The 25,749-nt window shown below is 72.2% G+C and carries 22 protein-coding genes; 15 read left to right on the top strand and 7 right to left on the bottom strand.

Annotated features, from left to right (window positions below; translation table 11 throughout):
* Together dut and HEQ75_RS09225 are read left to right on the top strand one after the other, a co-directional pair.
* Entirely contained in the window at positions 1-447 is a 447-nt protein-coding gene (gene dut, locus HEQ75_RS09230) for a dUTP diphosphatase (RefSeq protein ID WP_168029531.1), read from the top strand.
* 101 nt (positions 448-548) lie between these two features.
* Complete coding sequence (locus HEQ75_RS09225) at positions 549-1,451, top strand: dienelactone hydrolase family protein (protein WP_168029598.1); 903 nt, start codon at positions 549-551, stop codon at positions 1,449-1,451.
* Between the two features lie 47 nt (positions 1,452-1,498).
* Here the strand turns inward: HEQ75_RS09225 and HEQ75_RS09220 are convergent, their stop codons facing one another.
* Positions 1,499-1,936, bottom strand: coding sequence for a DoxX family protein (locus HEQ75_RS09220; RefSeq protein ID WP_168029529.1), 438 nt, complete (start codon positions 1,934-1,936; stop codon positions 1,499-1,501).
* Between the two features lie 166 nt (positions 1,937-2,102).
* Between HEQ75_RS09220 and HEQ75_RS09215 the strand changes: the two genes are divergently transcribed.
* From HEQ75_RS09215 to HEQ75_RS09205, 3 genes are read left to right on the top strand one after another with little or no spacing between them, the layout of a single operon-like run.
* Positions 2,103-3,035, top strand: a complete 933-nt coding sequence (locus tag HEQ75_RS09215; RefSeq protein ID WP_168029527.1) for a LysR family transcriptional regulator — start codon at positions 2,103-2,105, stop codon at positions 3,033-3,035.
* The gene (locus tag HEQ75_RS09210; RefSeq protein WP_168029525.1) at positions 3,032-4,624 is read left to right on the top strand and encodes a GMC family oxidoreductase; all 1,593 of its coding nucleotides are present in this window, start codon (positions 3,032-3,034) and stop codon (positions 4,622-4,624) included. Before HEQ75_RS09215 ends, HEQ75_RS09210 begins: the two co-directional genes overlap by 4 nt.
* Before the next feature lie 56 nt (positions 4,625-4,680).
* The gene (locus HEQ75_RS09205) at positions 4,681-6,765 is read left to right on the top strand and encodes a methyl-accepting chemotaxis protein (protein WP_168029523.1); all 2,085 of its coding nucleotides are present in this window, start codon (positions 4,681-4,683) and stop codon (positions 6,763-6,765) included.
* An 89-nt stretch (positions 6,766-6,854) separates the two neighbouring features.
* On the opposite strand, the gene HEQ75_RS09200 is transcribed toward HEQ75_RS09205, so the two are convergent.
* Positions 6,855-8,543 (bottom strand): stimulus-sensing domain-containing protein, encoded by a 1,689-nt coding sequence (locus tag HEQ75_RS09200; RefSeq protein WP_168029596.1) that lies wholly within the window; start codon positions 8,541-8,543, stop codon positions 6,855-6,857.
* A gap of 130 nt (positions 8,544-8,673) precedes the next feature.
* Here HEQ75_RS09200 and HEQ75_RS09195 point away from each other — a divergent pair, with 130 nt between their 5' ends.
* Positions 8,674-10,293: a long-chain-fatty-acid--CoA ligase gene (locus tag HEQ75_RS09195; RefSeq protein WP_168029521.1), complete on the top strand. Its 1,620-nt coding sequence runs from the start codon at positions 8,674-8,676 to the stop codon at positions 10,291-10,293.
* 398 nt (positions 10,294-10,691) lie between these two features.
* Entirely contained in the window at positions 10,692-11,609 is a 918-nt protein-coding gene (locus tag HEQ75_RS09190) for a patatin-like phospholipase family protein (RefSeq protein WP_209318446.1), read from the top strand.
* 155 nt (positions 11,610-11,764) lie between these two features.
* Here the strand turns inward: HEQ75_RS09190 and HEQ75_RS09185 are convergent, their stop codons facing one another.
* Positions 11,765-12,466: a response regulator transcription factor gene (locus HEQ75_RS09185; protein WP_168029519.1), complete on the bottom strand. Its 702-nt coding sequence runs from the start codon at positions 12,464-12,466 to the stop codon at positions 11,765-11,767.
* Positions 12,467-12,558: 92 nt separating this feature from the next.
* On the opposite strand from HEQ75_RS09185, the gene HEQ75_RS09180 reads away from it, so the two are divergent.
* The 5 genes from HEQ75_RS09180 (at position 12,559) to HEQ75_RS09160 (ending at position 16,840) form a co-directional block, all read left to right on the top strand.
* Positions 12,559-13,281, top strand: coding sequence for a HugZ family pyridoxamine 5'-phosphate oxidase (locus tag HEQ75_RS09180; protein WP_168029517.1), 723 nt, complete (start codon positions 12,559-12,561; stop codon positions 13,279-13,281).
* A 125-nt stretch (positions 13,282-13,406) separates the two neighbouring features.
* Entirely contained in the window at positions 13,407-15,002 is a 1,596-nt protein-coding gene (locus tag HEQ75_RS09175) for a phosphoenolpyruvate carboxykinase (protein WP_168029515.1), read from the top strand.
* Between the two features lie 62 nt (positions 15,003-15,064).
* On the top strand, positions 15,065-15,529 hold the full coding sequence (locus HEQ75_RS09170; RefSeq protein WP_168029513.1) for a hypothetical protein: 465 nt from the start codon (positions 15,065-15,067) through the stop codon (positions 15,527-15,529).
* A gap of 85 nt (positions 15,530-15,614) precedes the next feature.
* Positions 15,615-16,028, top strand: a complete 414-nt coding sequence (locus HEQ75_RS09165; RefSeq protein ID WP_168029511.1) for a DUF2237 family protein — start codon at positions 15,615-15,617, stop codon at positions 16,026-16,028.
* Positions 16,029-16,072: 44 nt separating this feature from the next.
* The gene (locus HEQ75_RS09160) at positions 16,073-16,840 is read left to right on the top strand and encodes an SDR family oxidoreductase (RefSeq protein WP_168029509.1); all 768 of its coding nucleotides are present in this window, start codon (positions 16,073-16,075) and stop codon (positions 16,838-16,840) included.
* Between the two features lie 103 nt (positions 16,841-16,943).
* On the opposite strand, the gene HEQ75_RS09155 is transcribed toward HEQ75_RS09160, so the two are convergent.
* The 3 genes from HEQ75_RS09155 to HEQ75_RS09145 all read right to left on the bottom strand — a co-directional run bounded on the left by HEQ75_RS09155 (position 16,944) and on the right by HEQ75_RS09145 (position 21,283).
* A complete protein-coding gene (locus tag HEQ75_RS09155; protein ID WP_168029507.1) occupies positions 16,944-18,146 on the bottom strand; it encodes an MFS transporter in 1,203 nt (400 codons plus the stop codon).
* A 70-nt stretch (positions 18,147-18,216) separates the two neighbouring features.
* Positions 18,217-21,036, bottom strand: coding sequence for a DNA polymerase I (gene polA / locus HEQ75_RS09150; RefSeq protein ID WP_235961439.1), 2,820 nt, complete (start codon positions 21,034-21,036; stop codon positions 18,217-18,219).
* A 22-nt stretch (positions 21,037-21,058) separates the two neighbouring features.
* Positions 21,059-21,283 (bottom strand): zinc-finger domain-containing protein, encoded by a 225-nt coding sequence (locus HEQ75_RS09145; RefSeq protein WP_168029505.1) that lies wholly within the window; start codon positions 21,281-21,283, stop codon positions 21,059-21,061.
* A gap of 179 nt (positions 21,284-21,462) precedes the next feature.
* Here HEQ75_RS09145 and HEQ75_RS09140 point away from each other — a divergent pair, with 179 nt between their 5' ends.
* Together HEQ75_RS09140 and HEQ75_RS09135 are read left to right on the top strand one after the other, a co-directional pair.
* On the top strand, positions 21,463-22,443 hold the full coding sequence (locus HEQ75_RS09140; protein WP_168029503.1) for a methyltransferase domain-containing protein: 981 nt from the start codon (positions 21,463-21,465) through the stop codon (positions 22,441-22,443).
* Positions 22,444-22,553: 110 nt separating this feature from the next.
* The gene (locus HEQ75_RS09135) at positions 22,554-23,558 is read left to right on the top strand and encodes an alpha/beta fold hydrolase (protein WP_168029501.1); all 1,005 of its coding nucleotides are present in this window, start codon (positions 22,554-22,556) and stop codon (positions 23,556-23,558) included.
* 148 nt (positions 23,559-23,706) lie between these two features.
* Here the strand turns inward: HEQ75_RS09135 and HEQ75_RS09130 are convergent, their stop codons facing one another.
* Positions 23,707-24,888 (bottom strand): enolase C-terminal domain-like protein, encoded by a 1,182-nt coding sequence (locus HEQ75_RS09130; RefSeq protein ID WP_168029499.1) that lies wholly within the window; start codon positions 24,886-24,888, stop codon positions 23,707-23,709.
* Positions 24,889-24,968: 80 nt separating this feature from the next.
* Here HEQ75_RS09130 and HEQ75_RS09125 point away from each other — a divergent pair, with 80 nt between their 5' ends.
* Positions 24,969-25,745 carry an enoyl-CoA hydratase gene (locus HEQ75_RS09125; RefSeq protein WP_168029497.1) on the top strand — a complete coding sequence of 259 codons (777 nt, stop codon included), beginning with the start codon at positions 24,969-24,971 and terminating at the stop codon, positions 25,743-25,745.
* The last annotated feature ends 4 nt before the right edge of the window (positions 25,746-25,749 follow it).

Genomic DNA, 25,749 nt, shown 5'->3' with positions numbered 1-25,749 from the left:
ATGGTCGAGATCCTGGTGAAGCGCCTGCCGCATGCGGCAGGCCTGCCGCTGCCCGCCTATGCCACGGCGGGGGCGGCGGGGATGGACCTGCTGGCAGCGGTGAATCAGCCGCTGGTGATCGCCCCGGGCGCGCGGGTGCTGGTGCCGACCGGCCTCTGCATCGCGCTGCCGGCGGGGCATGAATTGCAGGTGCGGCCGCGGTCCGGTCTCGCGCTCAAGCACGGCATCACCCTGCCCAACAGCCCCGGCACGGTGGACGAGGATTACCGGGGGGAATTGCAGGTGATCGTGATGAATGCCGGTGCCGAGCCCTTCACCGTGGAACGCGGCATGCGCATCGCCCAGGCGGTGGTGGCCCCGGTGGTGCGGGCAACCCTGGCGGAGGTGGCGGTGCTGCCGGACACGGCCCGCGGCGCCGGCGGCTTCGGCTCGACGGGGACACGCTGAGCGTTTGTGGATTGATGCCCGAAGCACCAAGAGCGCAGGAACAAGACAATGATATCAATGGGCGTTAAGTCACAAACGCGATCCTTTCAGGCACCGTGAGCATGGTCCACGACCTGCCCGCCCGCACCGAGCTCCACCCGATCCCCAGCCTGACGCTGACCGACGCGCAATTCCTGCGGGGCGAGGCGGACGGGCCGCCGGTGACGCTGGCGGGCGCGCTGTACCTGGCGCAGGGCGAGGGCCGGCGGCCTGCCGTGCTGCTGGTGCATGGCTCGGGCGGCATCGGGGCGTCCATGCCGCTCTGGGTGCGCGGGCTGCTGGCGATCGGCATCTCCGCCTTCGTGCTGGATGGCTTCTCCGGCCGCGGGCTGGTCTCCACCAGCCAGGACCAGGCGGCGCTGGGGCGGCTGGCCTTCATCCTGGACAGCTACCGGGCGCTGGAGGTGCTGGCCCGGCACCCGGCGGTGGACCCCGACCGGGTGGCGGTGATGGGCTTCTCCCGCGGCGGGCAGGCGGCGCTGTATGCCGCCATGGCGCGCTTCCATCGCCTGTGGAACCGCTCCGGCCTGATCCCCGCCGCGACCATCGCCTTCTACCCGGATGCCGCGACGCGCTACCTGGAGGATACGGCGATGGTGCCGAAGCCCATCCGCATCCACCACGGCACGGCGGACGACATGAACCCGCTGGCGCCGGTGCAGGCGCATGTGGCGCGGCTGCGCGCCGCCGGGGTGGATGTGCAGGTCACGGAATATCCCGGCGCGCATCACGGCTTCGACAACCCGCTGAGCCCGCGCGCCGTGGAAGGCCCGGCGCAATCGGTGCGGGACTGCCGGATCAGCGAGACGGCGCCGGGGGTGCTGACCAACCTGGCCACCGGGGCGCCCTTCACCTACCAGGATGCCTGCGTGGCGCGCCGCGCGCATCTCGGCGGCGATGCGGCCGCGGCACGGCTGGCACGGCAGCAGGTCGCGGACCAGCTGGCGGGGCTGCTGGGGCGCTGACGCGCAAAAGGCGCCGCGGGGGCCCCGCGGCGCCTTCGGGCCAGGCTTCAGGCCCGCGCGGTCGTCGTGCCCCGGCCGAGCAGCCGGTTCACATCCAGCGCATGGGCGCCGGCGCCCAGGCCCGCCTGCACCAGCATCAGCAGCGTCCACATGGCCGGGAATTCCCAGCCGCCGCCCGGCGCGTTGAACAGCCAGCCATTGCCGGCATGCTGCAGCGTCGCGCCGATCATGATCGGCACCACCAGCAGGCTGACCGGCCGCACCCAGAGGCCGAGGATCAGCGCCAGGCCGGCCAGCGCCTCCGCGATCGCCACCACGGCGCCGAGCACCGGCGGGTAGCCGAGGGAGCCAAAGAAGCCCATCGTGCCGGCCAGGCCGAAGGTCATGATCTTCAGCAGCAGCCCATGCGCCAGCAGGGCGACGCCCAGCGTCACGCGCAGCAGCAGGGCGGCATAGGGGGTGGTGGTGCGCTCATCGAGGTTCATCGTCGTGTCTCCGTGCGGGGCGCAGGGTGCGCCGCCTGTGGCCGGCGATATGCGCCGGGTGGGGCTGGTGCTTCCAACACGGGGATGGAACACCCATCATCACGGTGCGAAATGATGCGGCCGCCAGTCGCGGCTGCCGGGTCGCGGATGATGGGAAATTCTCGCCTTGGCCGATCTCCAGACGCTGGACCTGAACCTGCTGCGCGTCTTCGACGCGGTGGCCCGCGAACGCCACGTGACCCATGCGGCGGAGAAGCTGAACCTCTCGCAGCCCGCCGTCTCCAACGCCCTGGCACGGCTGCGCGCGGCGCTGAATGACGAGCTGTTCCTCCGGCGCCCCGGCGGGGTGGAGCCCACCGCCCTGGCGCTTTCCCTCGCCGGGCCCGTGGCGGAGGTGCTGGACCGGCTGCGCACCACCCTGGCCGACCACGCGCCCTTCGAACCGGCGACGACGGACCGCGTCTTCACCGTGGCGCTGTCCGAATATGCCGAGAGCGTGCTGGCCCCGCCGCTGCTGGAATTGATGCACCAGGAAGCGCCGCGCGCCCTGCTGGCGGTGCGCCATGCGGACCGCACCAATGCCCAGGACCTGCTGGCGAAGGGGGAGGCGGAGCTGGCCGTCGCTGTGCTGCCGGACCCGCCGGCGCTCTACACCCGGGTGCGCCTGCTGCCGGAGAATTTCCTGACCCTGGTGCGCAAGGGCCATCCGCTGGCGGAAGGGCCGCTGACGCTGGATCGCTTTACCGCCTTCCCGCACCTGCTGCACTCGCCCAACGGGTCCCGCGACGGCGCGCTGGACGAGCCGCTGCGGGAAGCCGGCTTCCCGCGCCGGCTGGGCGCCGTGGTGGCGCATCTGGGTGCGGTGCCGGAGATCCTGGCCCGCACCGACATGGTGATGACGCTCTCCGCCCGCCTGGCGCAGCGCATGGCGGAGACCTACGACCTGGCGCTGCGCCCCTGCCCCGTGGAATTCCGCCACACCCGCCTCTCCCTGGTGTTCCACCGGCGCTTCGAGGCCGATCCCGGCCATGCCTGGCTGCGGCGTTCCCTGCTGGCCGTGGCGCGGGAGGTCGGGCCGGTGCCCGGCGTCGGCGCGTGAGCGATGCGGCCTTCGACTTCGTCATCATCGGCGCCGGCAGCGCCGGCTGCCTGCTGGCGGACCGGCTTTCCGCCGGCGGCGCCAGCGTGGCGGTGGTGGAAGCCGGCGGTCCGGACCGCCACCCCTGGCTGCACATCCCGGCCGGCTATGCCCGCATCCTGGGCCACAAGGCGCTGACCTGGGGCTTCGCCACCGCGCCGGATCCGGCCACCGGCCGCCGCGCGCTGGACTATCCGCGCGGCCGGGTGCTGGGCGGGTCCTCCTCCATCAACGGGCTCGGCCATGTCTGGGGCGATCCCTCGGATTACGATCTCTGGGCGCAGAAGGGCTGCACGGGCTGGTCCTGGGCCGATCTCGCGCCGCATTTCGCGGCCTATGAGCGGGCGGAGGAGGATGGCCCGCATCGCGGCCGGGACGGCGCGCTGCATGTGCAGCACCTGGCGGAGCTGCCGCCCGTGGTGGCGCGGATGCGGGACGCCGCGGCCGCCATCGGCCTGCCCACGCCGCGCGACATGAACGGCCCGGCGCGGGACGGGTTTTCCACCTTCCAGCAGACCCGCAACGGCCGCCGCCGCCATTCCGCCGCCAGCGCCTTCCTGCGCCCGGCGCTGAAGCGCGGCGTGGCGCTGTTCGACAATGCCCTGGCCCTGTCCATCGAGATGGCGGAAGGCCGCGCCACCGGCGTGCGCCTCCGCCGCGGCGGGGCTGGACAGGTGGTGGCGGCGCGGCGGGAGGTGATCCTGGCCGCCGGCGCCATCGGCAGCCCGCATCTGCTGATGCTGTCCGGCCTCGGCCCGGCGCAGCACCTGCAGGACCATGGCATCGCGGTGCGCCGCGACATCCCCGGCATCGGCGCCAACCTGCAGGACCACTACATCGCCCGCCTGACCTATCGCCTGTCGGAGCATCGCTGGTCCGCCAACCGCCGCATCGCCTGGCCACGCCTGGCGCTGGAGGTGGCGCGCTGGGTCACCCGCGGCGATGGCGTGCTGACCTGGTCGCCCGGCATGGTCGGCGTCTTCGCGAAGACCGAGCCGGGGCTGGAGGCGCCGGACATCCAGCTCAATGGCGGCCCGGTTTCCTGGGCCGAGGGCCGCATCGGCGTGCCGGAGGAGGCGCCGGGCCTGACGCTGGGCGTCTGGCAATGCCGGCCGCAGTCGCGCGGCAGTGTCACCCTGGCCGGGCCGGACCCGGCGCGCCCGCCGGTGATCGCGCCGCGCTTCCTGACGGCGGCGGCGGACCGCGCCGCCATCGCCCGCGGCATCCGCCTGGCGCGACGCTGGATGGCGGCGCCGCCGCTGCAGGGCATCGTGGTGGGGGAGGTGCGGCCCGGCCCGGCGGTGCAGGCGGAGGCCGAGCTGGTGCGCTTCGCCGCGGAGACCGGCGGCACCGTCTACCACCCCTGCGGCACGGTGCGGATGGGCGGGGCGGATGGCGGCGCGCCGCTGGATGCCACGCTGCGGCTGCGCGGCGTGGCCGGGCTGCGGGTGGTGGATGCCTCAGTCTTCCCGGACATCCCGGTCTGCAACATCAACGCGACGGTGCTGGCGGTGGCGCACAAGGCGGCGGGGCTGATCCTGGCCGCTTAACCCGGCCTCAACCGGCAGGCCCTAGGCTGGGCGCCTCGCATCGCCGGGGTCGCCGCATGTCACGCTTCGCCAACCTGTCCATCAAGGTGCTGCTTGGCGGCGTGCTTGGCCTCAGCCTGTTGATGCTGGCGGGCTTCAGCACCGACCTTGTCTGGCGCGCCTGGACCCGCCACGCCGATGCGGCGCGGGTGGTGCAGCTGGCAGAGGCCAGCCGGATGCTGTTCGGCACCGCCGCCACCCTGCGGCTGGAACGCGGCGAGGTGCTGACCGCGCTCGCCGCCGCGGCACCGGACCCGGACAGCGCCCGGGTGATGGGGCCGCGGGCGCAGGCGGAACGCTATTTCGCGCAGGTCCCCGCTTCCCTGCGCGCCCTGGGCCATGCGGGGGAGGCGCAGGCGCTGGAGACGGAACGGGAAGCGATCCAGGCGCTGCGCGGCCAGGTGGATGCGGCGATGCGGCTGCCGCGGGACCGCCGCGACCAGGGCCTGGCGGCCAATTGGGCGCGCGTCACCGCCGGGCATGTGGACGCGCTGCTGCGGGTGACGGAGCTGGTGGAGGATGGCGCGCTGCTGTCCAACCCGCTGGTCGACCAGCTGGTGGCGCTGCGGCGCGCCGGCTGGACGCTGCGCAGCGGCCTGGGCGATGTGATGCTGAATTCGCTGGTGGCGGTGAATGCCGGCCGCCCCTGGAGCCCGGCCGAAGTGGCGGCGACGCTGCGCCAGCAGGGCCGCGCGACCACCGCCTGGGCGACGCTGGAGGCCGGCGCGGCGCGGCCCGGCATCCCCGCCACCTTGCGCGCGGCGCTGGGCGCGGCGCAGCCCGGCGTCACCGGCCCGGCCGGCCAGGCGCGCGACGCCGTGGTGGCGTCCCTGGCCGAGGGCCGCCCGCCGGCGATCGACGCCACCGCCTTCCGCGACCAGCAGGTGCCCTTCGTGCCGCTGCTGAGCGCCATCCCCCTGGCGGCGCTGGATGGCATGGTGGAGGTGGCGCTGGCGGAACAGGCGGCGGCACGCCGCGGCCTGGCGCTCGGTGCCGGGCTGATCGGCCTGGCCCTGCTGCTGAGCCTGGGCGGCTGGGTGGCGGCGCAGCGCCTGGTGGTGCGGCCGATCGGCCAGATGACGGCGGCGATGCGCCGGCTGGCGGCGCGGGAACTTGACATCGCGGTGCCGATGCTGGGCCGCCGCAACGAGATCGGCGCCATGGCCGGCGCCGTGCAGGTGTTCAAGGACGGGCTGATCGAGGCCGACCGCCTGGGCGCCCTGCAGCGCGAGGAACAGGGTGCCCGCATCCGCCGGGCGGAGGCGCTGGACCAGCTGACCCGGGCCTTCGAGACCCGGATCGGCGAGCTGACGACGCAGCTCACCCGCTCCGCCACCACGCTGGAATCCAGCGCCAGCACCATGTCCGGCACCGCGGAGCGCGGCACCGCCCAGGCCGCCGCGATGGCGCGCGCGGCGGAAGGCGCCAATGGCGGCGTGCAATCCGTGGCGGCGGCGGCGGAACAGCTCACCGCGTCGATCCGCGAGATCAGCCGGCAGATCAGCCAGTCCCAATCCGTCGTCCAATCCGCCGTGGTGGATGCCGAGCGCACGGACCGCGTGGTGCGCGACCTGTCGGAGGGCGCCGGGCGGATCAGCGAGGTGGTGGTGCTGATCCGCCGCATCGCCGCCCAGACCAACCTGCTGGCGCTGAACGCGACGATCGAGGCGGCACGCGCCGGCGACGCCGGCAAGGGCTTCGCCGTGGTGGCGGGGGAGGTGAAGGCGCTGGCGGCGCAGACCGCCCAGGCCACCGAGGATATCGGCCGGCAGATCGGCCAGATCCAGGCGGCGACGGAACAGGCGGTGACGGCCATTGCCGGCATCGCCGGCACGGTCGGCCAGGTCAGCGAGATCACCACCGCCATCGCCGCCGCGGTGGAGCAGCAATCCGCCGCGACGCAAGGCATCAGCAGCCATGTGCAGGACGTGGCGCAGGGCACCGGCCAGGTGACGGACAGCCTGGGCGCTGTCAGCACCCTGGCCGAGGAAACCGGCCGCACGGCGCAGGAGGTTCTGGCCGCCTCCGCCACCCTGGCGCGCCAGGCCCAGGCGGCGGATGCGGAGGTGGCGCAGTTCCTGGCCCGGGTGAAGGCCGCCTGACACCAATGGCCGGGTTGCGCCGACCTGCCCCGGCGGCGCGCAGCCGGGCGCCCGGGGCGCGCGCCGGCGATCGGCGCGCGACGCTTCGCTCAGGCGGCCGGCAGCCGCACGATGAAGCGGGCGCCAAGGATGGCGCCATCGGCGTCGCGCCGGTTCTCGGCGGCGATGCGGCCGCGCAGGCCCTCGACGATCTGCTTGGAGATGGACAGGCCCAGGCCGGAATGCTGGCCGAAGCGCTCGCCGGTGGGGCGTTCGCTGTAGAAGCGGTCGAAGATGCTCTCCAGCTTCGCGTCGGGGATGCCGGGGCCGTCATCCTCGATGATGAACTCCACCATCTGCCCGGTCGGCCGCGCCCGCACCACCACATGGCCGTCGCGCGGGCTGAAGGAGATGGCATTGCCGATCAGGTTGCGGAACACCTGCACCAGACGCCCTTCCACCCCGCGCACGCTGAGGCCCTCCGCCGGCGCCTCGATCTCCAGCGTCGGGTCGCCCTCCGCCCGCGTCGCCGCGTGCAGCTCCCCCAGCGCGCCCAGGATGGGGGCGACATCGACCGGCGTCGCGATGGTGCGCGATAGCTCGGCATCGACGCGCGAGCTGTCGGCGATGTCGTTGATCAGGCGGTCCATGCGCACCGCGTCGTCGGCGATGATGGCCAGCAGCCGGCGCTGCTTCACCGGATCCTCGATCCGCCGCAGCGTCTCGATGGCGCTGCGCACGCTGGTCAGCGGGTTGCGCAGTTCATGCGCCACATCGGCGGCGAAGCGTTCATTGGCGTCGATCCGCGCCCACAGCGCGCGCGCCGCGGTCTGCAAATCGCGCGCCAGCACGCCGATCTCATCCTCCCGCGTCAGCAGCGGGCGCGGCACGCTGCCGCCGCGGCCCTCGCCCTCGCGCATCGCCGCGGCGGCGCGCGCCAGTTCCAGGATCGGCGTCGCCAGGGTGCGCGACAGGTACATGGACAGCAGCACCGTCAGCACCAGCGCCAGGGCGAACAGCGCCAGGACGGAAACCCGGATGTCGAGCAGCCGGGCATCGACCTCCCGCGCCTCCCGCGTCAGCAGCACGATGCCGACCGGCGCCGCGCCGCGCCGCGCCGGCTCCGCCACGGACACCAGCAGGCGGCCATCGGCGGTGCGGCGGATATAGGGGCGCACGCCGCCTTCCAGCGCCAGGCGCAGCTCCTCCCGCCGGTCGGTGCCGCTGGTGCCGCCGAATTCCGGCTGCCAATCGAAGGACGGCGCGTTGGGGTTCACATCCACCGTCACCTCGTCCTGCGCCCCGCGCGGCAGCACGGCGAGCACCCGTTCGTAGATGCCCGCCACCGTGCCGGCGAAGGCGCCGCGCGGCTCGGGCGGCGGCAGCGGTTCGGTCACGATGGCGCCGCCGGGGCCTTCCCGCACGCGGCTGTCGGCCACCAGCAGGCCGGTATTGTCGAACAGCCTTGCCTGGGTGTTGGGGGATGGCTCCACCAGCCGGCGCAGCAGCGGGCGCGCGGCCTCCGGCACCAGGATGGTGCGGTCGTCCCGCGGCCTGGTCGCGGCTTCGCCGATGGCGGCGGCGTAGATGCGCGCCTGGGTGCGCAGCGCCTCCACCTCCGCTGCCAGCAGGCCGTTCTGGTACTGGTCCAGATACAGCAGGGCGGCGGCCAGAAGCGCCGGCGGCAGGGCGTTCATCAGCAGGATGCGGCGCAGCAGCGGCGAGAGCCAGCGCGGCCGCCGGCTGCCGCTGCGGGTCTCGGTCCTGGCCGGGGTGGGGGTGCCGCCCGCGTCGGGCATCATGCGTCCTGTGCTGGTTAGGGCGAGGGTAACGCGGCAGCGGGGTGGCTGGCCATGCCGGTTGCGCGATGCCGCGGAAGGGCCAAGACTTCGAGCCAACAAGACTTCGGACAAGCCAGGGGGGATGCCGATGCTCGGGCTGATGCAGGACTGGCCGCTCAGGATCCACCGGCTGATCGACCACGCCGCCCGCCACCATGGCGGCCGGACCGTTGCCAGCCGCAGCGTGGAGGGGCCGATCCACCGCACCGACTATGCCACGCTGCGCCGCCGGTCGCTGGCCCTGGCGCAGCGGCTGGCGCGGGAGGGGGTGCGGCCGGGCGACCGGGTGGCGACGCTGGCCTGGAACACCTGGCGCCACATCGAGGCCTGGTACGGCATCACCGGCGCCGGCGCCGTCTATCACACGCTGAACCCGCGCCTGTTCCCGGACCAGATCGCCTGGATCCTGAACCACGCCGAAAGCCGGCTGATGCTGTTGGACCTTTCCTTCATCGCCCTGGCGGAGGGGATCGCGACCAAGCTGCCGCACATCACGCGCTACGTGGTGCTGACGGATGCGGCGCATATGCCGGAAACCAGCCTGCCCGGCGCGGTGGACTATGAATCCTGGCTGGCGGAGGCGGATGGCGACTTCGCCTGGCTGCCGGGCGAGGAGAACGCCGCCGCCGGGCTCTGCTACACCTCCGGCACCACGGGCGAGCCGAAGGGCGTGCTGTATTCCCACCGCTCCAACGTGCTGCATGCGCTGGCGGTCGCGGCGCCGGACATGATGGGGCTTTCGGCCATGGACCGGGTGATGCCGGTGGTGCCGATGTTCCACGCCAATGGCTGGTGCCTGCCCTTCGTCGCGCCGCTGACCGGCGCCGGGCTGGTGCTGCCGGGCCCGAAGCTGGATGGCGCCTCCCTGCAATCGCTGATGGAGGCGGAGGGCGTCAGCTTCACCGCCGCCGTGCCCACCGTCTGGCTCGGCCTGCTGCAGCATCTCGAAGCGACGGGGGGCGAGCTTTCCACGCTGAAGCGGGTGGTGATCGGCGGTTCCGCCTGCCCGCGCGCGCTGACCGCGGCCTTCGAGCGACGGGGCATCCATGTGGTGCATGCCTGGGGCATGACGGAAACCAGCCCCATCGGCACCATCTGCGGCGTGAAGCCGGAGGTGGCGGGGCGCGACGCGGAAGGCGTGCTGGATTTGCAGGAGACCCAGGGCTTTCCTCCGTTCACGGTCGATATGCGGATCGTCGGCGACGACGGCGTGGAGAAGCCGTGGGACGGCGCGACCTTCGGCAACCTCCAGGTACGCGGCCCCACCGTGACGCGCGGCTACTTCAGGGCGGGGCGGGAGGCGCTGACGCCGGATGGCTGGTTCGAGACCGGGGACGTCGCGACCATCGACGCCGCCGGCTACATGCACGTCACCGACCGCACCAAGGATGTCATCAAGTCCGGCGGCGAGTGGATTTCCTCCATCGAGCTGGAGAATCTGGCCATGGGCCACCCGGATGTGGCGGAAGCCGCCGTGGTGGCGGCACGGCACCCGAAATGGGACGAAAGGCCGCTGCTGGTGCTGGTGCCCAAGGCCGGGCGGGAGATCGCGAAGCAGGCAGTGCTGGACCATATCGCGCCGCATGTCGCGAAATGGTGGCTGCCGGACGATGTCGTCGTGGTGGCGGAAATCCCGCACACCGCCACCGGCAAGATCCTCAAGACCAGGCTGCGGGAGCAGTTCGCCGGATATTTCGGGGTGCCGTGATACCCGGCGCAGGAAGGTTTCACCGTAGTACCCCTCGAACGCCCGGCGGGCCGCGCCCGCGGCCCTGGCTTCGCGGCACGGGCCGCGGTGCGCGCTCGGCGCTTCGCGCCGCGGGTCGGATCCCAGAGCGCCACCTGTGAGGGGCCGGCGCGCCGTGCGCGCCGCGCCCCCGCCCGGGCCTCGGTCATTTCCCTCGCAACGCCTTCTCCTGTAGAACATTTTCAAGCCTTGCGGCTTCGCAAGGCGAGCCGGAAAATGCGTCGAAACAATGAGCTGCTGGCGCCGTTTCACCGTCTTCCCTTGCGGTGAAACGGCGCTAGCCTGGGCGCGGGACAGCGGGGGATCGGAGGCCATGCGGCCTGGAATCGGCGCGGCCGCCAGCGCCAGGGGCTGAGCGGGTGGCGCCACCCCGCATCGGCCTGGCGCTTGGCAGCGGCGCGGCGCGCGGCTGGGCGCATATCGGCGTGGCGGAGGCGCTGGCGGAAGCCGGCATCGTGCCGGAGGTGGTCTGCGGCACCTCGATCGGCGCGGTGGTCGGTGCCGCCCAGGCCGCCGGCCGGCTGGCTGCGCTGCACGACTGGGTGCAGGCCGCCGGGTGGCGGGAGATCGTCGGCCTGCTGGATGTGCGGCTGACCCGGGGCGGCCTGATCGAGGGGCGGGAACTGCTGGCCTTCCTGCGCGGGCTTGGCCTGGATGTGCCGATCGAGGGCCTGGCCACGCGCTACGCCGCCGTGGCCACGGACCTGGCGACCGGGCGGGAAGTGTGGCTGCAGACCGGACCGTTGCATCAGGCGGTGCGCGCCTCCGCCGCCCTGCCCGGCCTGTTCAGCCCGGCGCTGCGCGAGGGACGATGGCTGGTGGATGGCGGGCTGTGCAACCCGGTGCCGGTTTCCGTCTGCCGGGCGCTGGGGGCCGAGATCATCATCGCGGTGAACCTGAATGGCGACCTGCTGGGCCGTCGCTTCGAGGTGCCTTCGGAGCCACCGCCGCCGGCCCCCCGCCCGCCGCCGGAGGGTCTGGCCGAAGCGGTGCGCCAGCTTCCCCTGGCGCTGCGCGATCAGGCGGCGCTGCTCGGCGCGCGGCTGTTCCCGCCCGGCGCGGCAACGCCCGGCTATTTCGACGTGCTGGCCAATTCCATCAACATCATGCAGGACCAGATCACCCGCACCCGCCTGGCGGGCGACCCGCCGCATGTGCTGCTGCTGCCGCGGCTGCGCGAGATCGGGCTGATGGAATTCCACCGCGGCCCGGAAGCCATCGCCGAGGGCCGCGCCTGCGTCGAGCAGGCGCTGCCCCTGCTGCGCCGGTATCTGTGAAACCCCACCCCGTTGCCCGATCCGATTGCCGGGAACCTGGGCCCGCCGCCGGCGGGTGAGCGGCCTGCCGGCCGCCGCGCCGCAGCCGGGCCGGCGGATCCCGGCGCCGGCGATTGCGGCGGCGTTCCGTCGCGATCACCGGGATTCGGCAGGGCCTACGCTTCCTTGTACCGGTACCCCAGCCCGTACAGCGTCTCGATCTGCGCGAAATCGTCATCCACCTGGCGGAACTTCTTGCGCACGCGCTTCACATGGCTGTCGATGGTGCGGTCATCGACATAGATGTTCTCGCCATAGGCGCCGTCGATCAGCTGGTCGCGGTTCTTCACCATGCCGGGGCGCACGGCCAGCGCCTTCACCAGCAGGAATTCCGTCACGGTCAGCTGCACCTGCTTCCCCTTCCACATGCAGGTGTGCTTGGTCTCGTCCAGCATCAGGTCGCCGCGGGCGATGATGCCGCCGGCGGGGGTGCCGCTGCCCTCGGCCCGGCCGGCCTCGTTGCGGCGCAGCAAGGCGCGGATACGCTCCAGCAGCAGGCGCTGGCTGAACGGCTTGGTGATGTAGTCATCCGCCCCCAGGCGCAGGCCCATCAGCTCATCGAGCTCGTCATCCTTGCTGGTCAGGAAGATCACCGGCATGGCGCTGCGCTGGCGCAGCCGCTGCAACAGCTCCATCCCGTCCATGCGCGGCATCTTGATGTCCAGCACCGCGAGGTCCGCCGGCCGGGCCATCAGGCCCTGCAGGGCGCTTTCGCCATCGGTGTAGGTGCGCACGGTGAAGCCCTCCTGCTCCAGGGTCATGGAGACGCTGGTCAGGATGTTGCGGTCGTCATCCACCAGGGCGATGGTGTGCGGCACAGGCAGACTCCTCGGGGTGCGCGGGTCGCGCGGTAGGGGAAGGCGTAGCCGTAGATTGTGGCAAAGCCGGGTCAGGCAAAGGGCGGGCGTGCATGACAGGGGAAGATCACGGGTTCGCCGCCCGCCGGCTGCTGCGCGCCGCCGCTGCCGCCACGCTGGCGACCAGCCAGCAGGGCCAGCCCTTCGCCAGCCTGGTGACGCCGGCGCTGCTGCCGGACCTGACCGTGCTGCTGCTGCTGTCGGACCTCTCGGAACACACCCGCCACCTGAAGGCGGAGCCGCGCTGCGCCATCCTGGTGCAGGGGGCGCCGGAACAGGTGAACCCGCAGACCGCCCCGCGGGTGACGCTCACCGGCCTGGCGGAGCCCGCCGAGCCCGGGCTGAAGCCGCGCTTCCTGGCCCGCCACCCCTATGCTGCGCTCTATGCGGATTTCGGCGATTTCCACCTGTGGCGCATCCGACCGGCGGCGGCGCTGCTGGTGCAGGGCTTCGCCCGCGCCACCAGGCTGCGCCAGGCGGATCTGTTGCCGGACCCGGACGCCGTGGCCGCCCTGGCGGCAGCGGAGGAGGGCATCATCGGGCATGTGAACGCCGACCATGCGGAGGCGCTGAAGGCCATCGCGGAGGGGCTGCTGCGGCAATCACCGGGCGATTGGCGGATGGTGGCGGTGGACCCGGATGGCTGCGACCTGGCGGCCGGCGAGCGGGTGTGCCGCCTGCCCTGGCCCGCCCCGGTGGCCGATGCGCATGGCGTGCGCAAGGCACTGGTCCTGGCTGCCCGCGCCGGGCGGGATCTCCCGCAGGGTGAAAAGTAACCAGCCGGTTCGCGTTGATTGTGACAGCTTACCCGCCCTAATTTCGCCGCGCAGAGCGGACTATGAAGGTCCGGCGACATGCCAGGCGGGGAACAGGGCCGGGCGTGTCCTTTTGGAGGGTTGCAATGACATCCGACGTATCCGCCCTGTCCGGGACCGGCGTGACCGGCTCGGCGACGATCCATGCCAACCTGACGGCGCCGGGGCTCTACGCCCATGCGCTGCGCCGGGGGGAGGGGCGGCTTTCGGCGGATGGCGCCTTCATGGCCGTGACCGGCCAGCACACCGGCCGCTCCGTGCAGGACAAGTTCGTGGTGGACGACCCGGAATCGCGTGACGCGGTGTGGTGGGGCAAGGTGAACCGCCCCCTGCCGGTGGAGAATTTCCGCGCCTTCACCACCAAGGTCCGCAATTGGCTGGGCGAGAAGCCGGAGCTGTTCACCCAGGACCTCTACGCCGGCGCCGACCCGGCGCACCGCATCCGCGTGCGGCTGGTGACCACCAATGCCTGGCACGCCCTGTTCGCGCGCAACATGTTCATCCGCCCGCCGGTCGAGGAACTGGCGGGCTTCAAGCCGGACTACACCATCCTGCACGCGCCGGAATACGAGGCCGACCCGGCCGTCGATGGCTGCCGCACCGGCACGCTGATCGCGCTGTCCTTCGCCGCGCGCACCATCTGCATCGCCGGCACCAGCTATGCGGGCGAGATCAAGAAGTCGATCTTCACCGTGATGAACTGGATCCTGCCGGATCGCGGCGTGCTGCCGATGCACTGCTCCGCCAATCTCGGCCGGGATGGCGACACGGCGCTGTTCTTCGGCCTGTCCGGCACCGGCAAGACCACGCTCTCCTCCGACCCGGAGCGCCAGCTGATCGGCGATGACGAGCATGGCTGGTCCGATGACGGCGTCTTCAACTTCGAGGGCGGCTGCTACGCCAAGGTCATCAAGCTGAGCCGCGAGGCCGAGCCGCAGATCTGGGACGCCTCCCACCGCTTCGGCGCGGTGCTGGAGAATGTGGTCGGCGACGATTACGGCAGCCTCGACCTCGATGACGGCACGCTGACCGAGAACACCCGCGCCTGCTACCCGATCGAGTTCATCCCGAACACGGTGCCGGGCGGCGTCGCGGGGAAACCGCGCACCGTGGTGATGCTCACGGCGGACGCTTTCGGCGTGCTGCCGCCGATCGCCAAGCTGACGGCGGCGCAGGCCATGTACCACTTCCTGTCCGGCTACACCGCGCGCGTCGCCGGCACGGAAAAGGGCCTGGGCAAGGAGCCGCAGGCCACCTTCTCCACCTGCTTCGGCGCCCCCTTCCTGCCGCGCCACCCGGAAGTCTACGGCAGGATGCTGGCCGAGCGGATCGCCAAGGACGGGGCCGAGGTCTGGCTGGTGAACACCGGCTGGACCGGCGGCGCCTATGGCACCGGCAAGCGCATGTCCATCCAGCACACCCGCGCCCTGCTGCGCGCCGCGCTGGACGGCAGCCTGGCCAAGGTGGAGTTCGAGACCGATCCCTTCTTCGGCCTGTCGATCCCGAAGGCTGTCCCGGGCGTGCCCACGGATGTGCTGAACCCGCGCAACAGCTGGGCCGACAAGGCCGCCTACGACAAGCAGGCGAAGCACCTGGTCTCCCTGTTCGAGCAGAACTTCGAGACTTTTGCCGGCGCCGTCAGCGATGACGTGAAGGCGGCGGCGATCCGCGCCGCGGCCTAACCGCTTGATCAAGACCCTCTCGCCGGAAGGCGAGGGGGTCTTCGCGGAACAGGCACCCCGGCATGATTTCGCGTCTCATCTTTTCCGCCATGATGGCCATCAGTCTGGCGGCCGAGGCCCAGCCTTCGGCTGGCCCTGCAATCCCTTCGGCCAATGTCGCGCGTGAGGCGCAGGCGTGTTACGACCTGCATGTCGGATTGGCGCGCTGGGCCGAAGCCCAGTACCGGGCGTGCCGTATCGATCGAGAGCCACCTCAGCTCGGGATCATGCGGCGCCACGCCGATGTCGCTGAACAGCGCTTCCAGGACCTGTTCGGTGCTGCCGCATTGGCCGCGGCACGAGAACAGCTGAGCGCTCGGCTAAGGCGCTCGGTGGCGGTCGATCCGGCCTCCTGCCGCCAACTCGCGCAGGCAGCACCGATGACAGTGGAGCAACAAGGCGCCGTGGAAGCGGAACTGGCGCGGCAGGTCCCGGATTGGCAGCGCTTCGCATTCCGGCCCAGCCCGCGTACCATGACGTGTGAGTGACGCGCGACGGCGCCCGCCGAGATCCGCCGATCTCCGGCCTTGCCAGGCGCGGCCCCATCCGCGCCCCACTGGGACCCGATAGTCCATGCCCCTCGACAGCACGACGCCACACCAGCAGCCGCGGCGGCCCGAAGCCGCCCGCAACGTGCTCGGCGGCGTTTTGCTGCCCTGCTCCGTGGCGCCCGTCACCGGGTTCTTCCGCGACGGATGCTGCAACACCGGCCCCGAGGATCGCGGGCTGCATGTGGTCTGCGCCGAGGTGACGGCGGCCTTCCTCGCCTTCAGCAAGGCCAGCGGCAACGACCTCTCCACCCCCCGCCCCGAATACGGCTTCGCTGGCCTGGTACCCGGCGACCGCTGGTGCCTCTGCGCCGCGCGGTGGGAGGAGGCGCGACTGGCGGGCCACGCGCCGCCGGTGCTGCTGGAGGCGACGCATGTGGCCGCGCTGGCGGTGGTGAGCCTGGCGGATTTGCGCGCCCACGCCCTGGACCCGGACTGACGCCCCGCGGCAGATTGCCCCCTGGAGTCAAAGGGGGAAACAGCATGAACCAGGCGCATCTGCGGAAATTCGACCTGACCGGGCGCGTGGCGCTGGTCACCGGCGCCTCCCGCGGCCTCGGCGCCGCCATGTCCCGCGGCCTGGCGCAGGCGGGGGCGGAGGTGATCCTGAATGGGCGCGACGCCGCGACCCTGGAAGCCCAGGCCGAGAAGCTGCGGGCCGAGGGCCTCGCCTGCCGCGTCAGCGCCTTCGACGTGACGGATGGCAAGGCGGTGGAGGCGGCGGTGGCCGGCCTCGGCCCGATCGACATCCTGCTGCACAATGCCGGCAACCAGCACCGCGCGCCGATCGAGGAGACGACGGAGGCAGGCTGGCACAGCGTGATCGACACCCATCTGACGGCGCTGTGGCGGCTTTCGCGCCTGGTGGTGCCGGGGATGAAGCAGCGGCGGCGCGGCAAGGTGATCGCCACCGGCAGCCTGGCCAGCGACCTCGGCCGCGCCACCATCACGCCCTATGCCTCGGCCAAGGGCGGGCTGAAGATGTTCATCCGGGCGCTGGCCGTGGAACTCGGGCCGTGGAACATCCAGTGCAATGCCATCGGGCCGGGCTGGTTCGACACGGAGATGAACAAGCCGCTGCTGGATAATCCCGAGTGGCTGGCGATGGTGCAGCGGCGGTGCCCCGCCGGCCGCTACGCGCAGCCGGAGGAGATTGCCGGGACGGCGGTGTTCCTGGCGTCGGGGGCCTCGGATTTCGTCTCCGGCCAGATGCTGTTTGTCGATGGGGGCGTGACGGCCAGCATGAGCTGAGACCTGGTCCCGGGGATCGTCACCGGGCGGCCCGGCGGAGGCGGTCGAAACCGCCCGCTGGCGCAGCAGCCCGATGAACCGGGGCCACGCCCCAGGCCATCGGTCAGCGCCGCATCGCCTGCACCAGGGCCATGGTGGCGGTGCCGAGCATGAAGCAGCCGCCCAGCACGAACACGGCCTCCGGCCGGCCGCTATCCACCAGCCAGCCGAACATCGGCGGGGCGATCATGCCGCCGATGTTGAAGCCGGTGGAGACCACGCCGAACACCGCGCCGGATTGCCCGGGCGGGGCCGCGGCGCGCACCATCATGTCGCGGGACGGCATGCAGAGCCCGCTCATGATCCCGGCCAGCCCCAGCACGCAGGCGACCAGCCAGCCCGGCATCGCCAGCAGCCCGACGGCCAGTGTCAGCACGCCCGCAATCCCGAAGCCCGTCATCGCCACCAGCCCATGCCGCGCCACGCGGTCGGCCAGCGCGCCGCCAAGCAGCACCCCGGCGGCGGAGCCGGCCAGCGTCGCCGTCAGCGCCGTGCTGGCCATGGCCAGGCTCATCCCGCCGCCGGCCACCAGGGCGGCGACGGTGAAGGCATTCATGCCGCCGAGCGACAGCGCGATGAGCACGAAGAAGCCGGTCAGCGACAGCACCGCGCGGTTCAGCACCCGGGTCTGCTGCCCCGCCGCGGGCTTTGGCCGGGCGCCGGGCGCATCGGCGGGGCAGGTCAGCCACACCCAGGCGGCAGCGACCCAGGCGATGCCGCCGGCCACCACCAGCGCGCCGGACAGGCCCAGCCCCGCGGCCAGGGCCAGCATCAGGAAGGGCGCCACCGCGCCGCCGGCGAAGCCCGCGAAGGTGTGCAGGGAAAACGCCCGCCCCATCCGCGGCGCCTTCATGGCGCTGTTGAGGATGGCGTAGTCCGCCGGGTGGTAGACGGCATTCGCCAGCCCGGCCATGGCGCCGGCCAGCAGCACCGCCGGGTAGGTGACGTTCAGCCCCAGCAGCGCGAAGGCGGCGCCGCCCAGCACCAGCCCCGCCGCCAGCACCCGCTTCGGCCCGATCCGGTCCACCAGGAAGCCCATCGGCGCCTGGGTCAGGGCGGAGACGATGCTGAACAGCGTGATCGCCAGGCCGAGTTCCACGAAGCCGACGCCGAGCCGCGCCTGCAGCAGCGGGAACAGCGGCGGCAGCACCAGGATGTGCAGGTGGCTGACCGCATGCGCCGCGCCGATGGCGCCCAGCGTGCGGCGTTCCTGGACGCTGAATCCCGCCCCGGCCTGGACCAGGCCGGCCTCCGCCGTCGTGCTCACTGCGATCCACCCGGGATTTTGCTGCCCGATAGCCCCCGGCCCGGCGCCCGGCAAGGCGCCGCCCGCTGCCTCAATGCGCCTCGGCCCAGGAGGCTCCGTGGCCGATCTCGACGGAAAGCGGCACGGAAAGCCGCGCCACGCCTTCCATGATGCGCTTCACCAGGGCGGCGGTGGCCTCCACCTCCGCCTCCGGCACCTCGAACACCAGCTCGTCATGCACCTGCAGCAGCATCCGCGCACCGAGCCCGGCCTCGCGCAGCGCAAGCGGCAGGCGCACCATGGCGCGCTTGATCACCTCCGCCGCGCCGCCCTGGAAGGGGGCATTGATCGCCGCGCGCTCCGCCCCGCCGCGGCGCACAGGGTCCTTGGACGCGATATCGGCGATCCACAGCTTGCGGCCGAAGGGGGTCTGCACGTAGCCGGTGGCGCGGGCATCCTCCTTCAGCTTCTCCATGCTGTCGCGGATGCCCGGATACTGCGCGAAATAGGCGTCGATGATCGCCTTCGCCTCGCCGGGGGAGATGCCCAGCCGGGCCGCCAGGCCGAAGGCGGACATGCCGTAGATGATGCCGAAATTGATCGTCTTGGCGCGCCGCCGCGCTTCCTTGTCCACCGCCTCCGGCGCCAGGTGGAAGATATCCGCGGCGGTGCGCGAATGGATGTCCTGGCCGCTCGCGAAAGCCTCTTTCAGCGCCGGCACATCGGCCAGGTGGGCCAGGATCCGCAGTTCGATCTGGCTGTAGTCGGCCGCCAGCAGCACATGGCCGGCTTCCGCCACGAAGGCGCGGCGGATGCGTGCCCCTTCCTCGGTGCGGACGGGGATGTTCTGCAGGTTCGGATCGGTGGAGGAGAGCCGCCCGGTGGAGGTCACCGCCATGGCGAAATCCGTGTGCACCCGGCCATGGGCATCCGCCGCCTGGGCCAGCGCGTCCACATAGGTGGATTTCAGCTTGGCGATCTGCCGCCAGTCCAGCACCCGGCGTGGCAGCGCATGGCCCTGGCCGGCCAGATCCTCCAGCACGCTGGCATCGGTGCCCCAGGCGCCGGTCAGCTTGCTGCGCCTGCCACCCGGCAGTTTCTGGTCGTCGAACAGGATCTCACCCAGCTGCTTGGGCGAGCCGACATTGAACGGCTTGCCCGCCAGCTCGTGGATCTCCCGCTCGTAGCGCGCCAGCTTCTCCGTGAAGTCGGCGCCAATGCGGGACAGTTCGGCGGCGTCGATCTTGATGCCGGCGAGTTCCATGTCGCGCAGGACGGGCACCATGCGGCGCTCCACCTGCTCATACAGCGCCAGCGCCCGGGCCGGGCGCAATTCGGGCCGCAGCGCGTGCCACAGCCGCAGCGTCACATCCGCATCCTCCGCCGCATAGGCGGTGGCCTTGTCCAGCGCGACGCGGCTGAAGGGGATGCGGTTGCGCCCGGTGCCGGTGCAGCTGTCATAGGTGATGCAGGTGTGGCCCAGATGCTGGGCCGCCAGCTCGTCCATGCCATGGCCATGCTTGCCGGCGCGCAGCGCGTAGGACATCAGCATGGTATCATCCACCGGCGCCACGGCGATGCCGCCATTTGCGGCCCGGCAGAGCACTTCCAGGTCGTACTTCGCGTTGTGCAGCACCTTGAGGATGGCGGGGTTTTCCAGCAGCCCCCTCAGCGCCGCCAGCGCCGCATCCGGGTCGATCTGCGCCGGCGTGCCGCTGCCCATCAGGTCGCCGCTGCCCTCGTGCCGCAGCGGCACGTAGCAGGCCCGGCCCGGCCTGGTGGCCAGCGAGAAGCCGACCAGCTGGGCCTTCATGGCGTCCAGGTTGTCGGTTTCCGTGTCGAAGCCGATGACCCCCGCCGCCTCGGCCTCCGCCACCCAGGCATGGAGGTCTTCCAGCGTGGTGACGGTGGCGTAGCCGGCGAAGGGCGGCGCCTCGGTGGGAGCCGCGGGCGGAGCCTCCGCCTGGGCGGCAGGCCGGAATCCGTTGCCGCGGGTGACCGCGCTGGCATCCCCCAGGCCGAGGCGTGCCAGCAGACTGCGAAAACCGTTCTCCCGCAGGAATTTCTCCAGCGTCGGCGGATGCGGGGCGCGGGCCAGCATGGCCTCGATCGGGCAGGGCAGCGGCGCGTTGTTGTCCAGCAGCACCAGGCGGCGGCTGATGCGCGCCTTCTCGGCGTTCTGTTCCAGCGATTCGCGGCGCTTCGGCTGCTTGATCTTCGCCGTGTTCGCCAGCAGGCCTTCCAGGTCGCCATATTCGTTGATCAGCTGCGCCGCGGTCTTGATGCCGATGCCCGGCACGCCCGGCACATTGTCCGTGCTGTCGCCGGCCAGGGCCTGCACCTCCACCACCTTGTCCGGCGTCACGCCGAACTTCTCCAGCACCTCCGCCTCCCGGATCGGGCGCTGCTTGATCGGGTCCAGCATCTGCACGCCGGGGCCGATGAGCTGCATCAGGTCCTTGTCGGAGGAGACGATGGAGACGCTGCCGCCTTCCGCCACGAACAGGCGGGCATAGGTCGCGATCAGGTCGTCGGCCTCGAAGCCCGGCTGTTCCGCCTGGCAGACGCCGAGTGCCTCCGTCGCTTCCCGGATCAGGGCGAATTGCGGAACCAGCTCGGGCGGCGGCTCCGGGCGATGCGCCTTGTAGGCGGGGTAGATGTCGTTGCGGAAGGTGACGCGCGCGCTGTCGAACACCACGGCGATGTGGCTGGCGGCGTGGCGGGAGAGGAATTGCGACAGCATCTGGGTGAAGCCGAAGACGGCATTCACATGCACCCCGTCCGGCCGCGTCATCGGCGGCAGGGCGTGGAAGGCGCGGAAGATGTAGCCGGAGCCATCGACCAGGATCAGCCGCCTTTCCCCCGGCGCAACGGGGGGCACGGCTTCCGCGACGGCGTCCGGCACGGGCAGCGGCGCGATCGCCGCCGCGCCCTCAGTGCCCGTGGTCGTCACCGGCACCCTCGGCCAGGACGTAGGTGCGGGAGCAATAGGGGCAGGTGACCTGCGCCTTCTCGATCCGCAGATAGACCAGCGGATGGCCCAGCGCGCCGCCGCCGCCATCGCAGCCGACGGTGCGGGTCTGGGCCGGGATGGTGTCCTCCGGCGTCACGCCGGGCAGGGCAACCGGCGTGTAGCCGGTCTGACGCGCATCGCGCATGGAAATCCTCGACAGTGCTGCGGGCCGCATGGGCACTCTGGCCCAGGCTGAGGTCATGCGGCCCAGCATAGAGCATTTCCGCCGCCCGCGGAAACGCCGGCCGGCGGCGATCAGGATCGCGTCAGCGGGCACGCTTCCGGTTGCCTCGCCGGGGCAGCGCGTCGATGGTCCGGCGCCTGATGAGCGTCCTGTCCCTCGGCCCGGCCGCCGCCCCCCCGAAGACGCCCGGGGCGGCCTCCCGCTTCGTCTGCCCGATCGACCGCGCGGCCCTGCACCCGGTGCCGGAGGGGGCGGCCCCGGGCCTGGCCTGCACGCAATGCGGCACCGTCTTTCCCGTGGTGCAGGGCGTGCCAGTGCTGCTGAACGAGGCCAACAGCGTCTTCCGGATCGACAGCTACCGCCAGGCGGCGGGGTATGAGGGCGCCAGCGGCTATGGCGGCTCCGCCGACCGCAGCCGCGGCCTGCGCCGCGCCTACCGCGCCTTCGCCCGCAAGCTGCTGGAGGCGGCGGTGCCCGGCCCGCCCTTCGACCCGCTGCCGACCATCCTGGCGGCGAGGCCGGAGGCGGCGTTGCTGGTCATCGGCGCCGGCGAGCGCGCCTGGCCGGGGCGGGTGACCTACACCGATGTGGCCATGGCGCGGAAGGTCGCCTGCATCTGCGACGCGCACGACCTGCCCTTCCCGGACGGATCCTTCGACGCGGTCTGCGCCGAGGCGGTGCTGGAGCATGTCTGCGATCCGCAGCGCTGCGTGGCGGAGATCCACCGGGTGCTGCGGCCGGGCGGCTTCGTCTGGGCCGTCACGCCCTTCCTGCAGCCGGTGCACATGGGCGCCCACGACTTCACCCGCTTCACCTTCCTCGGCCATCGCCGGCTGTTCCGCTGGTTTGACGAATCGGCCAGCGGCATGGTGGGCGGGCCGGTGCAAGCCGGCATCCACCTGTTCCGCCACACGCTGCTGGCCCTGACGGACCGGCCACGCCTGCAAGCCGGGCTGCGCCTGGCCGGGCTGCTGCTGACCTGGCCGCTGCGCTTCCTGGACCGTTTCCTGGTGCGCACCGAAGCCTCGCTGAACGCCGGCTGCGCCTTCTATTTCCTGGGCCGCAAGCGGGAGAGCCCGATCCCGGACCGGGAGATCATCGGCCTGTTCCGCGGCCGCTGACCTGCCCCGGGGCGGCGTGCCCTTGCGGGAATTCGCCCGGCTGCCCTACGGCTTCCCCCGGCCCCGGCATCCCGCCCGGCGGCCGCGGGACATGGAGGCCGGCGGAGCGGATGGCGCGGCGACTTCTTCTGGCCTGGCTGGCCCTGCTGCTGGCCGGCGGCTGCACCCCGGTGGTGCTGCCGATGGGCCCGGCCATCGCGCCGCCGGCGCTGATGCAGGATGCGGTGGTGGCGGCCGACGGTGCCCGGCTGCCGCTGCATGCCTGGGCGCCGCCAGGCCCGCCGCGGGCGGTGCTGCTGGCGCTGCACGGCTTCAACGACCATGCCGGCAACTTCCTGGCCGACAGCATCGGGGCGCTGACCGAAGGCGGCCTGCTGGTCTATGCCTATGACCAGCGCGGCTTCGGCGGCGCCCCCAACCGCGGCTACTGGTCCGGCGCCGCGACCATGGCGGCCGACGCGTCCGAGGCCGCCGCCCTGCTGCGCGCCCGCCACCCCGGCCTGCCGCTGTTCCTGATGGGGGAGAGCATGGGCGGCGCCGTGGCGATCCTGGCCGGCACCGCGGCGCAGCCGCCGCCCGTGGACGGCTATGTGCTGCTGGCGCCGGCCTTGTGGGGCCGGCAGGCGATGAATGCGCTGATGCGCGGCGGCCTGTGGCTGGCGGCGCGCACCATGCCGATCCTCAGCTTCGGCGGCGGTGTCGGCGGCGTCGTGGCCAGCGACAACGCCGCGGCGCTGCGCCGCCTGGCGCGCGACCCGCTGGTGATCCGCCGCACGAGGGTGGATGCCGCGATCGGGCTGGTGGATCTGATGGACCAGGCGGTCGCCGCCCTGCCTGGCTGCTGCCGCGGGGCCGGCCGCGCGCCGGTGCCGGTGCTGCTGCTGTATGGTGCGCAGGACTCGCTGATCCCTGCCCGGCCGGTGCGCGCGGCGCTGCGCGCCTTGCCGCCAGGCAGCCCGATCCGGATCGGCATCCATGAGGACGGCTTTCACCTGCTGCTGACCGACAGCAACCGCGACCGGGTGGTGGCCGACATCCTGGCCTTCCTTGCCGATCCGCGCCCGCCCCTGCCCTCCGGCGCCGACCGCTTCGCGCCGGGCTGGATCGCCGAATAGCGCAATTCCAGATCGGGCGGGGCCGCCTGGCGTCCCCGAGCCTTGGCCGGACCGCATGGACAGGGGATCCGGATGCCGACCACCGGCGCCCCGGCGGAGGCCCGCCGCCCGGCGCGCCGCCGCCTTCCCCGGTCCCGGCCGAAGCCGCTCAGCCCAGCGTCCTGAACACCTCGTACAGCGCGTTCTTCGCCTCGAAGCCCACGCCCGGCACCGCCGGCATCGCCACGCGGCCTTCCACCACCGGCACGTCGTCGGCGAAGCCGCCGAAGGGGGCGAAGACCTCCGGGTAGCTCTCATTGCCGCCGAGGCCGAGGCCCACCGCGATGTTCAGCGCGAATTGGTGGCCGCCATGCGGCACGCAGCGTCGGCGGGACCAGCCATGGGCGGCCAGCATGTCCAGCGTGCGCAGATACTCGCACAGCCCGTAGGACAGGGCCGGGTCCATCTGCAAAATGTCGCGATCCGGCCGCAGCCCGCCATGGCGGATCAGGTTGCGCGCATCCAGCATGGAGAACAGGTTCTCGCCGGTTGCGATCGGCGGCCCATAGTGTTCGGCCAGCGTCGCATGGGTGGCGTAGTCCAGCGGGTCCAGCGGTTCCTCGTACCAGCGCAGGCCCATGGGCTCCAGCGCCTCGGCATAGGCCAGTGCGGCGGGCAGGTCGAAGCGGCCGTTCACATCCACCGCCAGGCGGCTGCCATCGCCGCCGAGCAGCGCCACCACCGCCTCGATCCGCTCGATATCCTCGGCCAGCGCATCGGCAAGGCCGGTGCCCGGGGCGCCGCCGATCTTCATCTTCACCGTGGCATAGCCCATGCCAAGGTAGCGCTTCATCTCCTCGACCAGCGCCTCCACGCCCTTGCCGGGGTAGTAGTAGCCGCCGGCGGCATAGACCCAGGCTGCCTCATCCGCCTGGCCGCCATTGTAGCGGTCTGCCAGCAGGCGCCACAGCGGCACGCCTTCCAGCTTGGCCGCCGCATCCCACAGCGCCATGTCCAGCACGCCGACGGCGACGCTGCGTTCCCCATGGCCGCCGGGCTTTTCGTTCTTCATCATCGCCGCCCAGGCGCCCTGCGGGTTCAGCCGGCCCTCGGCATCGGTGATCTGCGCCTCCGTCGCCTCGGTCAGGCGCGGGATGAAGCGTTCCGCGAGCAGGCCCGGCTGGGCGTAGCGGCCATTCGAGTTGAAGCCGTAGCCGGTGGCCCGCCGGCCGCCCTCCGCTTCCACCGTCACCGCGACGACGGAGGCGGTCATCTTGGAGAAGTCGATATAGGCGTTGGCGATGGCGCTCGCGATCGGCGCCGTCCCCTGCTTCACGCTCACGATACGCATGGCTGTTCCCCTGCCCCAGGCCGCACGCCTTGTCGCGCCGACCGCCTTGGCGGCACAAGGGGGGGAGGAGGACCCCCAGAATGCCGGACATCCTGCACGAGACCCGCGGCGCCGTGGCCTGGACCACGCTGAACCGCCCGGACCAGCGCAACGCCCTGACCTTTCCCATGTATGAGGGCCTGTTCGAACAGGCGGCCGCGGTGGCGGCGGACCCGGCGATCCGCTGCTGGGTCATCATCGGCGCCGGCGGCAAGGCCTTCGCGGCCGGCACCGACATCAGCCAGTTCCAGCATTTCCGCACCGGCCAGGACGCGCTGGACTACGAGACCCGGATCGACCGGGTGCTATCCGCCATCGAGGATTGCCCGAAGCCGGTGATCGCCGCCGTGGCCGGCGCCTGTGTCGGCGGCGGGCTCGGCATTGCCGGGGTCTGCGACCTGCGCATCGCCAGCGCCAATGCCAAATTCGGCGTGCCGGTGGCGCGCACCCTGGGCAACACGCTCTCCACCATGAACATCGCCCGCTTCGCCGCGCTGATCGGCCCGGCCAAGCTGAAGGACCTGATTTTCACGGCCCGGCTGATGGAGGCGCCGGAGGCGCTTGCCGCCGGCTTCATCGCCGACATGCTGGAAACGCCGGAGGCGCTGGCCGACCGCGCCGAAAAGCTCGCCGGCCAGGTGGCGGAGATGGCGCCGCTGACGCTGACCGCGACCAAGGTGGCGCTGAAGCGCCTGCGCCTGGCCGCCGGCACCATCGAGGGCGACGACCTGGTGACCATGTGCTTCGGCAGCAACGACTTCCGGGAGGGGGTGGAGGCGTTCCTGGCGAAGCGGAAGCCGGTCTGGACGGGAGCCTGACCCC

It is taken from the genome of Falsiroseomonas selenitidurans (assembly GCF_012103215.1).
GTDB lineage: Bacteria > Pseudomonadota > Alphaproteobacteria > Acetobacterales > Acetobacteraceae > Falsiroseomonas > Falsiroseomonas selenitidurans.
The sequence above is the reverse complement of the archived record's forward strand: the minus strand, read 5'-3'. Positions and strand labels throughout refer to the sequence as shown.